This is a genomic window from Bhargavaea massiliensis (genome assembly GCF_050480245.1).
GTDB lineage: Bacteria > Bacillota > Bacilli > Bacillales > Anoxybacillaceae > Anoxybacillus.
The window spans coordinates 49,742-62,722 of the sequence record NZ_JBCNEQ010000030.1; the positions used below are offsets into that span (position 1 = coordinate 49,742).

General features: G+C 43.5%; 22 protein-coding genes. 15 read left to right on the forward strand and 7 right to left on the reverse strand.

The features are described 5' to 3' along the window. The first annotated feature begins 7 nt into the window (after nucleotides 1–7). The 8 genes from spoVAC to ABEV15_RS07565 all read left to right on the forward strand — a co-directional run bounded on the left by spoVAC (nucleotide 8) and on the right by ABEV15_RS07565 (nucleotide 4,477). Nucleotides 8–490 carry a stage V sporulation protein AC gene (gene spoVAC, locus ABEV15_RS07530; RefSeq protein ID WP_498852844.1) on the forward strand — a complete coding sequence of 161 codons (483 nt, stop codon included), beginning with the start codon at nucleotides 8–10 and terminating at the stop codon, nucleotides 488–490. Beyond that, nucleotides 487–1,503 carry a stage V sporulation protein AD gene (gene spoVAD, locus ABEV15_RS07535; protein WP_192950919.1) on the forward strand — a complete coding sequence of 339 codons (1,017 nt, stop codon included), beginning with the start codon at nucleotides 487–489 and terminating at the stop codon, nucleotides 1,501–1,503. The genes spoVAC and spoVAD overlap by 4 nt, the downstream gene beginning before the upstream one ends. After that, nucleotides 1,500–1,856, forward strand: a complete 357-nt coding sequence (gene spoVAE, locus ABEV15_RS07540; RefSeq protein WP_339170809.1) for a stage V sporulation protein AE — start codon at nucleotides 1,500–1,502, stop codon at nucleotides 1,854–1,856. Before spoVAD ends, spoVAE begins: the two co-directional genes overlap by 4 nt. Nucleotides 1,857–1,862: 6 nt before the next feature. Further along, nucleotides 1,863–2,069: a DUF1657 domain-containing protein gene (locus ABEV15_RS07545; protein WP_088223447.1), complete on the forward strand. Its 207-nt coding sequence runs from the start codon at nucleotides 1,863–1,865 to the stop codon at nucleotides 2,067–2,069. A 2-nt stretch (nucleotides 2,070–2,071) separates the two neighbouring features. After that, nucleotides 2,072–2,929 (forward strand): DUF421 domain-containing protein, encoded by an 858-nt coding sequence (locus tag ABEV15_RS07550; RefSeq protein WP_498852845.1) that lies wholly within the window; start codon nucleotides 2,072–2,074, stop codon nucleotides 2,927–2,929. Nucleotides 2,930–3,225: 296 nt separating this feature from the next. Further along, nucleotides 3,226–3,453, forward strand: coding sequence for a helix-turn-helix transcriptional regulator (locus ABEV15_RS07555; RefSeq protein WP_019418193.1), 228 nt, complete (start codon nucleotides 3,226–3,228; stop codon nucleotides 3,451–3,453). Between the two features lie 5 nt (nucleotides 3,454–3,458). Further along, nucleotides 3,459–3,752 (forward strand): hypothetical protein, encoded by a 294-nt coding sequence (locus ABEV15_RS07560; protein ID WP_019418192.1) that lies wholly within the window; start codon nucleotides 3,459–3,461, stop codon nucleotides 3,750–3,752. A gap of 206 nt (nucleotides 3,753–3,958) precedes the next feature. Then, complete coding sequence (locus tag ABEV15_RS07565) at nucleotides 3,959–4,477, forward strand: hypothetical protein (protein ID WP_498852854.1); 519 nt, start codon at nucleotides 3,959–3,961, stop codon at nucleotides 4,475–4,477. Between the two features lie 20 nt (nucleotides 4,478–4,497). Here the strand turns inward: ABEV15_RS07565 and ABEV15_RS07570 are convergent, their stop codons facing one another. Further along, nucleotides 4,498–4,818: a thioredoxin family protein gene (locus ABEV15_RS07570; RefSeq protein WP_088223443.1), complete on the reverse strand. Its 321-nt coding sequence runs from the start codon at nucleotides 4,816–4,818 to the stop codon at nucleotides 4,498–4,500. 87 nt (nucleotides 4,819–4,905) lie between these two features. On the opposite strand from ABEV15_RS07570, the gene ABEV15_RS07575 reads away from it, so the two are divergent. From ABEV15_RS07575 to spoVIF, 3 genes are all read left to right on the forward strand, one after another. After that, on the forward strand, nucleotides 4,906–5,148 hold the full coding sequence (locus tag ABEV15_RS07575) for a hypothetical protein (RefSeq protein WP_339170804.1): 243 nt from the start codon (nucleotides 4,906–4,908) through the stop codon (nucleotides 5,146–5,148). 68 nt (nucleotides 5,149–5,216) lie between these two features. Further along, on the forward strand, nucleotides 5,217–5,360 hold the full coding sequence (locus ABEV15_RS07580) for a YjcZ family sporulation protein (RefSeq protein WP_429636266.1): 144 nt from the start codon (nucleotides 5,217–5,219) through the stop codon (nucleotides 5,358–5,360). A gap of 88 nt (nucleotides 5,361–5,448) precedes the next feature. Beyond that, on the forward strand, nucleotides 5,449–5,703 hold the full coding sequence (gene spoVIF, locus ABEV15_RS07585) for a sporulation-specific transcription regulator SpoVIF (protein WP_498852846.1): 255 nt from the start codon (nucleotides 5,449–5,451) through the stop codon (nucleotides 5,701–5,703). Nucleotides 5,704–5,720: 17 nt separating this feature from the next. On the opposite strand, the gene ABEV15_RS07590 is transcribed toward spoVIF, so the two are convergent. Next, the gene (locus tag ABEV15_RS07590) at nucleotides 5,721–7,844 is read right to left on the reverse strand and encodes an ATP-dependent helicase (RefSeq protein ID WP_498852847.1); all 2,124 of its coding nucleotides are present in this window, start codon (nucleotides 7,842–7,844) and stop codon (nucleotides 5,721–5,723) included. A gap of 109 nt (nucleotides 7,845–7,953) precedes the next feature. On the opposite strand from ABEV15_RS07590, the gene ABEV15_RS07595 reads away from it, so the two are divergent. After that, nucleotides 7,954–8,091 carry a hypothetical protein gene (locus tag ABEV15_RS07595; RefSeq protein ID WP_006322849.1) on the forward strand — a complete coding sequence of 46 codons (138 nt, stop codon included), beginning with the start codon at nucleotides 7,954–7,956 and terminating at the stop codon, nucleotides 8,089–8,091. Here ABEV15_RS07595 and ABEV15_RS07600 read toward each other — a convergent pair. The 3 genes from ABEV15_RS07600 to ABEV15_RS07610 all read right to left on the reverse strand — a co-directional run bounded on the left by ABEV15_RS07600 (nucleotide 8,088) and on the right by ABEV15_RS07610 (nucleotide 9,782). After that, on the reverse strand, nucleotides 8,088–8,765 hold the full coding sequence (locus ABEV15_RS07600; RefSeq protein ID WP_498852848.1) for a DUF421 domain-containing protein: 678 nt from the start codon (nucleotides 8,763–8,765) through the stop codon (nucleotides 8,088–8,090). The genes ABEV15_RS07595 and ABEV15_RS07600 overlap by 4 nt on opposite strands. Nucleotides 8,766–8,833: 68 nt before the next feature. Continuing rightward, on the reverse strand, nucleotides 8,834–9,265 hold the full coding sequence (locus ABEV15_RS07605; protein ID WP_498852849.1) for a GNAT family N-acetyltransferase: 432 nt from the start codon (nucleotides 9,263–9,265) through the stop codon (nucleotides 8,834–8,836). Nucleotide 9,266: 1 nt separating this feature from the next. Then, nucleotides 9,267–9,782: a YjcG family protein gene (locus ABEV15_RS07610; protein WP_498852850.1), complete on the reverse strand. Its 516-nt coding sequence runs from the start codon at nucleotides 9,780–9,782 to the stop codon at nucleotides 9,267–9,269. 267 nt (nucleotides 9,783–10,049) lie between these two features. Between ABEV15_RS07610 and ABEV15_RS07615 the strand changes: the two genes are divergently transcribed. Both ABEV15_RS07615 and ABEV15_RS07620 read left to right on the forward strand, forming a co-directional pair. After that, complete coding sequence (locus ABEV15_RS07615; protein WP_498852851.1) at nucleotides 10,050–10,565, forward strand: phosphatidylglycerophosphatase A family protein; 516 nt, start codon at nucleotides 10,050–10,052, stop codon at nucleotides 10,563–10,565. A 276-nt stretch (nucleotides 10,566–10,841) separates the two neighbouring features. Next, nucleotides 10,842–11,303, forward strand: a complete 462-nt coding sequence (locus ABEV15_RS07620; RefSeq protein WP_498852855.1) for a cupin domain-containing protein — start codon at nucleotides 10,842–10,844, stop codon at nucleotides 11,301–11,303. 86 nt (nucleotides 11,304–11,389) lie between these two features. Here the strand turns inward: ABEV15_RS07620 and mscL are convergent, their stop codons facing one another. Further along, nucleotides 11,390–11,785: a large conductance mechanosensitive channel protein MscL gene (gene mscL / locus ABEV15_RS07625; RefSeq protein ID WP_498852852.1), complete on the reverse strand. Its 396-nt coding sequence runs from the start codon at nucleotides 11,783–11,785 to the stop codon at nucleotides 11,390–11,392. Between the two features lie 13 nt (nucleotides 11,786–11,798). Then, on the reverse strand, nucleotides 11,799–12,569 hold the full coding sequence (locus tag ABEV15_RS07630) for a DODA-type extradiol aromatic ring-opening family dioxygenase (protein ID WP_498852853.1): 771 nt from the start codon (nucleotides 12,567–12,569) through the stop codon (nucleotides 11,799–11,801). 274 nt (nucleotides 12,570–12,843) lie between these two features. On the opposite strand from ABEV15_RS07630, the gene ABEV15_RS07635 reads away from it, so the two are divergent. After that, nucleotides 12,844–12,981: transposase (locus ABEV15_RS07635; RefSeq protein WP_498852856.1), on the forward strand; the 138-nt coding region annotated here is incomplete at its 3' end.

Genomic DNA, 12,981 nt, shown 5'->3' on the forward strand with positions numbered 1-12,981 from the left:
TGAGATGATGGCAAACGAAAAACGAAAAAATTTAACACCCGTTCAACAAGAATATCATCAGTTTGAACAAGCGCGTGAAACGAAGCGACCGGTGTTAAAAAATTGCGTGCGTGCCTTTCTTGTTGGTGGTTTGATTTGTGCGATTGGCCAAGCCATTTCTTATTTTTACATGTACTTTTTCAACTTTACAGAAAAAACAGTCGGCAATCCGACGGTGGCGACGATGGTGTTTATCGCGATGTTATTAACGGGGTTTGGCGTATATGACCGATTGGCGCAGTTTGCCGGGGCAGGAAGTGCGGTGCCTGTCACCGGATTTGGAAATGCCGTCATTTCGGCTGCGATTGAGCATCGGACGGAAGGGTTTGTGCTCGGTGTCGGTGGAAATATGTTTAAATTAGCGGGCTCTGTCATTTTATTTGGCACGTTTTCTGCCTTTGTCGTTGCGCTCATTAAAACGATTGCGGTGAGATGGGGTGGTCTCGGATGATGAAAGGGCATCGTACGTGGGTGTTTGAAAACCGTCCGGTCATCGTCTCCACCGCAACGGTTGGCGGACCGTTTGAAGCGAACGGAAAGATTGCCGATGATTTTGATTTGCTTCATGAAGACCTTTGGCTCGGGGAAGATTCGTACGAAAAAGCGCATAAAGTGTTGATTGAAGAAGCGTTTTTTCAAGCGATGAAAAAAGCGCGCATCGAAAAGGAACAAGTGCAGTTTATTATTTGTGGCGATTTAATTAATCAAATGACGCCGTCAAGTTTTGCGGCGCGCACGCTTAGCACGCCGTATCTCGGTGTATTTGGCGCATGTTCAACGTCGATGGAGGCGCTCGCACTAAGCGCGTTTATCGTCAATTACGGCGGGGCGAAGTACATATTGACAGGAGCGGCAAGCCATAATGCTGCCGTCGAAAAGCAGTTTCGTTATCCGACCGAATATGGAGGGCAAAAGCCGCCGACTGCGCAATGGACGGTGACAGGAGCAGGCGTGGCGCTCGTCGGGGGCGAAGGAGACGGTCCGCGCATTACAGCTGCAACGATTGGTCGTGTCGTCGATATGGGATTGACCGATCCGTTCAATATGGGGGGAGCGATGGCGCCAGCGGCTGTTGATACAATTGAGGCGCATTTGCGCGATATGCAAGTCGATGCGTCGCATTATGACTTAATCGTCACAGGTGATTTAGGAGAAATTGGCCGCACCATCTCGCTCGATTTATTGCGAAAAAATGGGATGAAGCTTGAAGAAGAACGATATCAAGATTGTGGATTAATCATTTATCGCGAAGGGCAGCCGGTGTTGTCGGGAGGAAGCGGGGCAGGATGTTCTGCGACGGTTGTCTATGGGCATTTATTTAACCGAATGAAGCGCGGGGAAATTCGGCGCATGCTCGTCGTCGCGACGGGCGCACTTTTGTCGCCGCTCACGTTTCAACAAGGGGAGACGATCCCGTGCATCGCACATGCGGTGGCGATTGAATATGGAGGCGATCATGGATGATGGCAATGTTTTTTTGGGCGTTTGTCGTCGGCGGGCTCATTTGTGTTATCGGGCAGTTGATGTTTGATGTATTCAAACTTACCCCAGCCCATACGTTAAGCACGCTCGTTGTCGTCGGAGCGATTTTAGACGGCTTCGGCTTATACGAGCCGCTTATTGATTTTGCTGGAGCGGGTGCGACTATTCCAATTACAAGTTTCGGTAACTCGCTCGTGCACGGAGCGATGCAAGAAGCGGAAAAGCATGGCATCGTCGGGGTGTTAACCGGCATGTTTGAAGTGACGAGCGCCGGCATTTCGGCAGCCATTGTATTCGGCTTTATCGGAGCATTATTATTTAAACCGAAAGGATAGAGGAAGATGACCATTGGTTCACAAGTAAAGCAAAGTTTAGCGAACATGAAGGCCATTCATGCGACGCTGCAACAGTTGGCGCTCACTTCGACAAACGAGGAAGCACAACGGGCGTTTCATGAAGCGATGCTTAAAACGGAACAAATGATTGCGGCGCTGAAAGGTCGAATATCGACGCTTGAACGCGAGGAGCCGCAATACAAGGGGATGTAAATATGCCAGCATGGTTAGAAGTTGCGATTCGCTCCATTTGCATTTTAATCGGACTGTTCATCATTACGAAATTGTTAGGAAAAAAACAGTTGTCAAAGCTGTCGTTTTTCGAATATATCGTCGGCATTACGATCGGGGATATTGCTGGCACGATGTCAATGGATTTAGATATTCGATTAACGGAAGGGGTTACGAGCATTTTAATTTGGGCGCTTTTCCCCGTCGCCATCTCGCAAATTTCGTTACGAAGCAAAAAATTTCGTGATTTTGTCGAAGGAAAGTCAACCGTATTTATTAAAAACGGAAAAATCTTAGAAGATAATTTGAAAAAAGAGAAATATACGGCGGACGAATTGCTTGAACAGCTGCGGAAAAAAGATGTGTTTCGCGTCGCCGATGTGGAATTTGCGACGCTTGAAGCGAACGGTGATTTAAATATTTTATTAAAACGCGACAAACAGCCGTTGACGCTCGGAGACATCAAACCGTATGCGCCAGAAGAAAAAGAACCCCAAACGGTCATTATGGACGGCAAAATTTTAGACGAACCGCTTGCGACCGCCCGTTTAAGCCGCGGTTGGTTGAAGCAGCAACTCGATCAAATGGGCGTCGCTATCGAAAACGTCTTTTTAGCGCAAGTCGATTCGTACGGCCAGCTGACCGTCGATTTATATGACGACCGCATTCAAGTACCAGCACCGCAACAAAAACAACTATTGCTTGCCTCGATGAAAAAAGCAGAAGCGGATTTCGAGCTGTTCTCTTTACAAACGAACGATGCAGAAGCGAAACAAATGTACGAACAACAAGCAAAACAAATGCAGCAGCTTATTCAAAAACTGCAGCCGTTTCTTATGTGAAAGATAAACACCGCTCTCATGCGAATAGGCATAGGGGCGGTATTTTTGTTTTTCTAAGGGGAAATGGTTCAGCTTACATATAGAAAGCAAAGTGGACGATGGGTCATTGTCGCATGTAGTGGTTAAGCGATTTAACGTTGACACATGCGAACATTTCATTTTGCCAAGTTATTTTCGGATAGTATACGAGTTATAGGTGGAAAACGTAACGTTTTTATGTAAAATAAACTTTACATTTTGTAAAAAATACTTTACTATGTGTATATAGAAATCTTTGCATAATGGAGGTGTGATAAATGACAAAGAACAACGGCTCTTTATCCAATCGAATCAACGTTTTAAGAGCCGAACGGAAAATGACACAAAAAGATTTAGCTGAAAAAGTAGGGGTTAGTAGACAAACGATTATTTCAATTGAAAAGGGAAACTACACACCCTCGTTAGTATTAGCGTTTGAAATTGCAAATGCTTTTGGAGTGGACATTAATGATGTATTCCAGTTTAAAAAAAATGAGGAGGTTTGATAATAATGGGTACTTTCGTTCATTTTACTAATATTTTAGCAGTATTAGCACTGGCTGCTTTTTTAGTTTTAATTTTTTTGATTAAGCGAGAAGGTAACGATGAAAGAACACAATATATGGTTTATAAATTGTTTAGTTTTCTGTTTACTTTCCTGCTGATCGGACTATCTTTAATTATAATTGTGACAGGGTGGAAAACTATAGATTATACTTTGCTTAGAGTTAGCATCACTACTTTAATGTCATTGAACATTTTTGTTGGACTCGTTTATTGGATATATCTTAGTAAAACAGCTTAGTAAAAATAAAAGTTGTACACCATTTTTTACAACATGTTGTACTGACATTTATAAGAAAGAATAAGCAAATGAATGATGTTTTCACATTCTTGTTCAGGAGAGAGCATCATTTGTCAAGTACATGTTGTGATAATGAACCAAAAAGTTTTATCAAAAAGTAAAGAATTGTAGTTAAACGTTTAGACAAGGGGAATCAAGTGGAAACTATGAAAAAATGTATTTTTTTTATCGTTATACTCATTTTGTTCGGTTGTCGTCAAGAAATGAACTTTCATTCTCCTTTGTATACAGGGAGTGAATTAAAGATCGGTGTTGTTGGAAAAGCACCAGATGTTCGAGAGACGAATGTGTCATTTATACCGTTATCTTTGGAAGATATTTTACAAAAAAAATTCGGACAATTTGATGGCGTGCTTATTATGAAGGAACATTTGAAAGAGGCAGCTGAAAAACCGTATGCCGATATTTATTTACAATCTTCTGTTCCGTTTGTTTTTGTTGATTCCCAAAAAGTATATTTAGCGTTTGTGGATGGCGATCTCAGCTATGAGCATGCGCATGATATGAAATCGGGCGATTATCTTGTTGGATTTTACAAAGATACGTATGTTGGTTTTGGGCTATACAACAACATCAAAAATGAAAAAACGATTCAAGACTGTTATTCACGGTTGCTTACTGTATTAGAAAGAATAAAATATACAGGAAAAGTGGAGATTCGATAAAGAAGGGCTGACATCATTTGTCAGCCTTTAATCGTTTGAAGAAACTCCTCGACTTGTTCGCGTGTTTTTGCATTGGCGCTATGCAAGTGGGCGATTTTTTCGCCGTTTTGGAATACAAGTAAGCTCGGAATGCCCATGACGTTGTATGTTTCTGCGATGTCTGGCACGTCATCGCGATTGATGTCATACCACTTAAATTGTGGATAACTAGCGATCACTTCGCCGATAAATTGATCCATGCGCACGCAATCTGGGCACCATGTTGTAAAAAATTTCACGACAACAGGTGTAGCCGATGCGATTGCTTGTTCAAATTGTTGTGCGTCTTGTAGCCGTTCCATATGACACGTCCTTTCTTTTGATTTCGTCTTTTATTTTAGCACATTTTTACGTTTGTTACGTATGAAAAAATAAAGGGGGGGGAGGCGATGAACCGATTGGAAAAAGAACTGCAATCGTATGCGCGCGCAAAACATCAAAAGCACGATGCGTTCATGAAGGCGTTTGACACATGGGAGAAAGAAGTCGAAGCAACGCTAAGCAAACTTGAAAACATAAACGGTAAGCTATTGCAACAATTTGAAGCAAATATGAGCGATGCCGAAGCGTTTTTTGCGAAAAAAGAAAAGCAGTTCGCGCGGATGTTTCGGCAAGGAGGGAAATTTTTATAGGAGCGCCCATACCAAATTCATTTGTATGCATATGATGTAAGCGACAACGTTCAAGGAGGTGGAGTTTCATGGGCTTCGGATATTGCGGATATGGTTACGGTGGCTACGGCGGCTACGGCGGCGGCTACGGTGGCGGATACGGTTCAACATTTGTGTTAATCGTCGTGTTGTTCATCTTGTTAATTATCGTTGGTGCAGCGTTCGTTCACTAAAAAGAGACGTTCCAAAGGGTCACGCCTTTGGAACGTTTTTTTTGTTTTTTCATATGCTGAAAAAGAAAAGTGAAGGAGGCGGAGAAAGATGGATCAACATTTTTTTAAAAATATCGAAAAGAAAACGGGCGTCAACATGCAAGATATTTTTGCGCTCGCAAATTCCTTACAACATGCGGACTTTAAAGACGAAAAAACGGTGCGCGGCATCGTGCAACGCGTTGCCAAAATTGCCAATCGCGACGTGCCGAAAGAATTAGAAGATAAAATTGTTCAAGCGATTATCAACAACGGAAAACAAATTGATTTCAATACGATTGCGAACATGTTAAATAAAAAATAACGCAAAAGCGAAAAGTCTTAGACGGGGCTTTTCGCTTTTGCTTTGAGAGAAGGAAGCAAGCGCGAGGCGTTTGCTTTTTTTAATCGGCGCATCGACGGGACGGAAATAAAGAGACGCTCTTTGGCGCGCGTGATGGCGACGTAAAGAAGGCGGCGCTCTTCTTCAAGCGGAGCGGTATCACCGTTTCGATATGCTTCAAGCGCATAGTCATGCGGCAATAGCCCGTCGACTGCTCCGATGATATATACGATCGGAAACTCTAACCCTTTCGAACGGTGAATCGTCATCAGTTGAATGCCGTCATCGCATGTCGTGTTGGCGTATGCTTGAACGCGTTTGACGTGAGATAGAAACGCTTGAATCGTTTTAAATTTGCGCGCGACAACTTTTACATCGCGTACGTCATCGGATCCTTTTTCAATTGCGTTACCTTCGTTGCCGCGCTTTTTTAAAAAGTCGCCAAAGCCCATTTCTTTTTCAATGAAATCAATGGCGTCCATCGGTTTCATGTCTTTCACTTTCGCAAACAGAGGGGCGATCGTGCGCAATTTTTGTTGTTGAAACGGCGGAATGCTGTCGAGTTTGGCGAGCACTTCAACGAGCGAACAATCTTGTAAAATCGAGATCGCTTTTAAGTCGTTGATGACCGTTTGTTTTAAAAACAATACGGCTATGACATCCGCAAGCGCTTGTTCATCGTTCGGATTCATGCTTAATTGAAAAAAGCTCAACAAATAGCGCACGATGCGACGGTTGTAAAATGATTCTCCGTCCGTCGTCACCGGGAGGCGAAGTTGAGCGAGCCGTTCAAAGACGGCACGCGCCGATGCGTTCGTGCGACATAAAATGGCGATATCGCTCGGTTTGACGCCTTGTTTCAATCGCTCTTCAATGTCGCAGGCAATCATCGTTGCTTCTTCTTCTTCATCGTACGGAAAGAAAAACGTCGGACAATGCATGCTGTCGGTTTGAGCGTTCATTTGTTTCGGAATGCGCTTGCGACTTTTAGAAATAATGCTGTTGGCAAGCGATACGATCGGATGTGGCGAACGATAGTTTTCCGTCAACTTTACGATTTTTGTATGTGGAAAATCTTGTTGGAATTGATGAATAAACGATGAATCAGAGCCGCGAAACGCATAAATCGCTTGGTCATCATCGCCGACGGCGCATATATGGTGCGTATGTGACGCAAGCAGTTTCATCGTTTCGTATTGCACGCTGTTAATGTCTTGAAATTCGTCGATTAAAAAGTAATGAAACCGTTCGTGATATTGTCGCAATCGTTTTTCATCCGTCCGCAACATGTCATAGCACGCATATAACATATCATCAAAATCAAATACATCGAGTTGCCGTTTTCGCTCTTCATATTGCACATACAATTGCACGACGCGCTCGTCCCATTCGTTTTCGATCGCGATGTCAGCGAGGGAAGTAAGCGTATTTTTCCAATACGATATGCGCTGCATCGCTTCATCATACGGAAAATCGCGCTCATCGATGCCGATGTCGCGCCCGATTTCTTTCATCATCTTCTCTTTTTGCCAGTCGCGAATGAGCCGCTCATGTCGCCAACGGAACGGATCAGCATGTTGCAACATGCGATAAAATAAGCTATGAAATGTGCCGACGGTCGGTATGTTGTCAAGGTTGTACGAATGCAGCCTGTCGACTAGCTCTTTTGCTGCTTTTGTCGTAAAGGTGACGATCATCATGTTTGTCGCTTTTATATGATGTTCAGTTATCATCGCTGCAGCGCGCGTCGTTAACGTGCGTGTTTTTCCGCTTCCAGCACCCGCAAGCACAAGAAGTGGACCTTCCACGTGTTGAACGGCTTCGTATTGCTCTGTATCGAGCGGGATACCGCATACGGTCATTTGTTTTTTTTCTTTCGTTTGAAACGGTTCGGTTGGGCGAATCGAGATGATGTTCGCTTGTTTTCGTTCTTCTTTTATACAGGCATTTGACACATGATAAAAGTGCGGGGCATGTTCAATCGCTAAATGAAAGCGAACGACTCCACCGCACATCGGGCACGTCCATTTGTTGCGTAAACTTTGTTCATACACGAGCTCATATTTTTCCCTTGGTAACGTATGAATGTCAAACAACTTGCCGTTATATTGCGCTTTATTCATCAGTCAAACTCCTTCGTCTAACGTCAACGTCTATGTTAACAAAACATACAATAAGAGAAAAGGAGTTTTTTGTTGGTTGGCGAATATATAAACAAAGGAGGCGATTTGTATGCACATCCCACCGATTCGTTCAAACCCGCTTCATGTTCCGCGCGTCACAAACATACAACGAGCAACAAACGAGAAAAAACAACAAACGTCCCAAAAGAAAAAACGACCTCAAGATCGTTCTTTAAAAAAGCGTTAGTATGATTGTACGTGCATGCCTTTGTCGTCTTGCCATTCGGCGTATAAAATGTCGCTATAGCTTTCAAACCCTGCATGGCGTATATGTTTTTTCAGCCATTGTTCGTCCCAGCCGTTTTCACGTAAATTGTCCCAAATGACTTCCCCATCGATAATGACCGTCACAGGCAATACCGCTTCAGGTGCAGATATGTTGTGATCTTTTCGCGTCGGTTGTTCGTACGGCGCTTTTTTCATGACGCTCACCGTTCCGTCCGTTTCTAAAATGGCGTATTCGACTTCCCGAATGGAAAAGGCGTTTCGTGAACGAAGCAAATGTTGCAGTTGGTTTAAATCAAGATTCGTTTGTTTTAACGCTTCATATAAAATTTTTCCTTTCGAAATGACGATGACCGGTTTTCCTTCGAGAAATTCACGCAGTTCTTTTTTCTTTTGCGTAATCATTTCAGTTGCGTAAATTAAAAGTCCCCAAAGAGCGATTGCGAACAATACTTGCGCAAGTCCGACATTTGCATCGTATAGCGCGTTTCCGACAAGCTCGCCGAGAACGAGGGCGGAAATGAAGTCAAACGGTGTAATTTGCGTAATTTGCGTTCGTCCGAGTATTTTCGCCGTAATAAACAAGGCAATATAACCGACAACTAATTCGACCGCAATTTGTCCAAATTCGTTCATAACGATATCCTTTCTTTTGTCGCTTCTTCACTGTTAGTATGTCAAGCGAAAAAGAAAATATGCGATCGTTATGATCGCATGTTGATTGTTTTTATCATCGTCACATGAGGAATGCCTGCGTCAAGAAATACATCGGATACCGTTTCATAGCCGAGCTGTTTGTAAAACGGTTCAGCATGTGTTTGAGCGTTTAGTTTTACCTTTGTGACATGTTGTTTTGCGTATTGTTCGATTGCTTCCATGATGCGCTTGCCGATGCCGCGTCCACGATAAGCAGGCAGGACGCAAATGCGTTCAATTTTGCCGATGCCGTCTATTGTGCGAAAGCGACCTGCGGCAATCGGTTTGTCGTCATCGTATATGACGAAATGAACGGACTGTTGTTCGAATACGTCAATTTCTTCTTCTTCTGATACGCCTTGTTCGTCAATAAAGACGGTGCGACGAACGAAAAGGGCATCGCGCCAAAGCGCTTCATCTTGTCCAAGTTTTACGTGCATATTATCTTTCCTTTCCGAGATGAAAGGTTTCATATGCCGACCAAGATCCGTTTTCAAGCTGATATAACAGATGGAATCGGTCGACTTGTTCTTCAAAATGAACCGATTGCATTTTTAACCGGCCGAATACGTCCGAATATTCATCGTTTGACAAATCGCGAGCGATCGTAATGTGCGGTACGAACGCATAGTCTGTTTGTTCGACGAATGGCGGGCGATGCAACGTTTCGTGAAGTGTAACGAGCGGTTCTGTTTTTTCTACTTTTAAATAAATGACGTTATTGACCGGATAAAACGAGCTAAATTTCGTGACGCGCAACAAAAACGGCTCTGTTTGGCGCGCGACGTCGCGAAGTTGTTGCACGAGTTCCTCTAGCTTGTCTTCTTCCACATCAAACGCATACTTTAACGTGATATGTGGCGGAATGAGGGCATAATGAGAGTCATACCGTTTGCGGTACGAATTTGCAAAATCTTGAATTTTTTTTGATGGAAAAATCGCGATACCACATTTCATCCTATTTCGCGCAGGAGACTCCCACTTCAACGACCAAAGGGAGTAAGTGGGAGAGGAATGCGCGTTCCCCCTTTCTTTTGTGTATGATATAATAAAGGCGTGGAGAAAACCGTTCAATAAAGGCACTCCAATAACTGCTACTCGATGTAAGTTGACCTATTGCATGTTCTCCCATCCTTCGTCGATGTTGTTCTTTCTTATCGTACCACATTTCTGCATTTTTTGTCGCTGCGTGATATAATGGGGGAACGAGAGGGGGAATAAAGCATGAAGCGTATATCAAGTAAAGAAGTGTATGAAAAAACGTTGCAGTTATTAACAGAACGTGGGGTAACGATTCCAGCGATTGCTGAGATTGTATATGAAATGCAAAGTCCCTATAATAAAAATTTAACGATGGCAGAATGTATCGAAAGTGTAGAAAAAGTGTTACAAAAACGCGAAGTACAACATGCGATTTTAGTTGGTATTGAGCTTGATAAACTCGCAGAGCAAGGGATGCTGTCGGAGCCGCTTCAGACGATTGTTGAAACGGATGAAGGGTTGTTTGGTGTCGATGAAACGTTGGCGCTCGGCGCAGTGCTCGGATACGGAAGCATTGCGGTGACAACGTTTGGTCATCTGGATAAAAATAAAGTCGGAATCATTAAGCAGCTTGATACGAAACGTGGCAAAGGCGTGCATACGTTTTTAGACGATTTAGTCGCAAGCATTGCCGCAAGCGCCTCTGGTCGCCTTGCGCACAACTTGCGCGACGAGGAAGAAGCCGTGTTGAATGCATAAACGTTTGAAGCTGCCCAAAAAGTCAGCGTAACTGACTTTTTGGGCAAGCCCCTTTTTGAAAACATGTCGAAGCTAATCCCCCAACCGCTCCCGTACTTCCTTCTTCTCGACGTTGTTCTAAGCTTTTTTTTCAATCCTTCTTTCAGCCCTTCAACGATTTCTTCCGTTTTACAATAAATTTTTTGGACATAGGGACGTTGTTCAAGCACGGCGCATAACATAGCGATTGATGATATTGAAAGAGGTGGGAATGTGTACTATTATTATCCGAGCTATATGTATGTGCCGATGTATCCATATGCGATGATGAGGTATCCGCTTCCGCGAGCAACCGCGAAAGATTACGGGCCGAATCCATTTGTTGTTCAAATAGAAGAAGCGACGAAACAAAACAATATGTTTCGTACGGCGCTATGGACAGGGCCGCATTTGCAAGTGACGTTAATGAGCCTTCAAGTTGGAGAAGATATCGGATTAGAAATTCATAATCATCTCGACCAATTTTTACGTATCGAACAAGGGGAAGGCGTTGTGCGCATGGGAAAAAGGAAAGATCAGCTCACGTTTGAAAGAAAGGTAGCGGACGGATCGGCTATTTTCGTGCCAGCGGGAACGTGGCATAACTTGATTAACACGGGCAACGTTCCACTTAAACTGTACTCGATTTATGCCCCACCGCAACACCCAGCTGGAACGGTGCATCCGACAAAAGCAGATGCCCTTGCGGCAGAACGATAAGAGACTTGGGGCGATGCCTCAAGTCTCTTACTTGTATTGTCCAATAAGCTCTTGATAGGATGACATGCGACTTTTCGGACAGCCCTTTACGACATTTCTTTTTGCTGTTTCAATAAATCGCGAATTTCTGTGAGTAGTTGTTGTTCTTTTGTCATCGTTGGTGCGGTTTGTTTCGTTTCTTCTTGTTTTTTGATTCGCTCGTGCAAGTTGTTTAAAAGTTTGACAAATAGAAAAATCGAAAAGGCGATAACTAAAAAGTCAACGACGGTTTGAAGAAACGCCCCGTATTTCACTTCCGCTTCGCCGACTTTCCAAGATAACTCGCTAAAATCAATGCCGCCTAAAATAAGACCAACGAGCGGCATAATGATGTCGTTGACGAGGGAAGAAACGATTTTCCCGAACGCCCCACCAATAATGACCCCGACAGCTAAGTCGATGACGTTGCCACGTACTGCGAATTTTTTAAATTCCTGCCACATCCGAACCCCTCCTTTAAAACGATACAGCCATTAAACTTAAGCTTCCGTACTCGTATGCTCGAAATAAGACGCGTGGAGCTTCTTTGCGGTCGCCTGCTCCGTAGGCGATCCAGTACGGTGCTAAATGTTCTGGTGTTGGGACAGCTTGTTTCGCATAAGGGGCTTTTTCTTCATAGTGAAACACATCTTCACTATGGGCAGATGACTGGGCAAGCAACCAATCATCGAAAGCAACAGCCCAAGAATCTGCTTCCGTTTGTTCATCCCAGCGAAGCGCCATTAAATTGTGCACTGTGCCACCGCTGCCGATGATCATGACACCTTCGTCACGCAACGGGCGGAGTGCCTCTCCGAGTTGAAACAATTGCTTTGGTGTCCACCACGGAACGACAGATGCTTGGATGATTGGAATGTTTGCCTCTGGAAATAGTCGGCTTAACAATACCCATGAGCCGTGGTCAAGTCCACGCCTCTCGTCGATATTGACGATGGGGGAGACGTGCTTCAGATGATGTTGGACGCGCCCTGCCCATTCGACTGAACCTTGTGCAGCATAAGTTACTTCATACAATTCACATGGGAAGCCGGAAAAGTCATAAATCATCTCATACGTTCCAGCGATCGACGAAACGGTTGGTTGACGCGTCGTCCAATGTGCAGTGAAGACGACGATAGCTTTTGGATGCATGTGTTTTCCGAGCGTTGTTAAAAACGATGTATATGCGCTATCTTCAATCGCTAACATCGGTGATCCATGCGCAAGAAATAAAGCAGGTGCTTTCATTATCTCCCTCCTTTTTTTTAATGTACCATATATATTTCTGATTTGTCGATTTTTGCATCCGAGGCGCATGGTCGGGCTGTTGTGCATAACATGACGATGAATACGAAAAAGAGGTGAGAACATGTATTATTACTATCCGCATTACGAGGGAAGCGCAAGAAAGCCCCTGTCTTTAGACACGAGGATGAATTGCGTATTTTTTTTTGATAAATTTATTAGATGTGTTTATTTTATCTATTGTTTATGGTATATTTAGTATAGAGGTGATTGTTTTTTGGAAAACGAAAAATACACCCATAAAAAAGGGATTGTTTATCTCAATCAATATCATATTGTGTTTTGTCCAAAATACCGTAGAAAAGTGTTAGTTGGAGATATTGAACGAGATTTAAAAAAAATTTTTGAAGAAGTT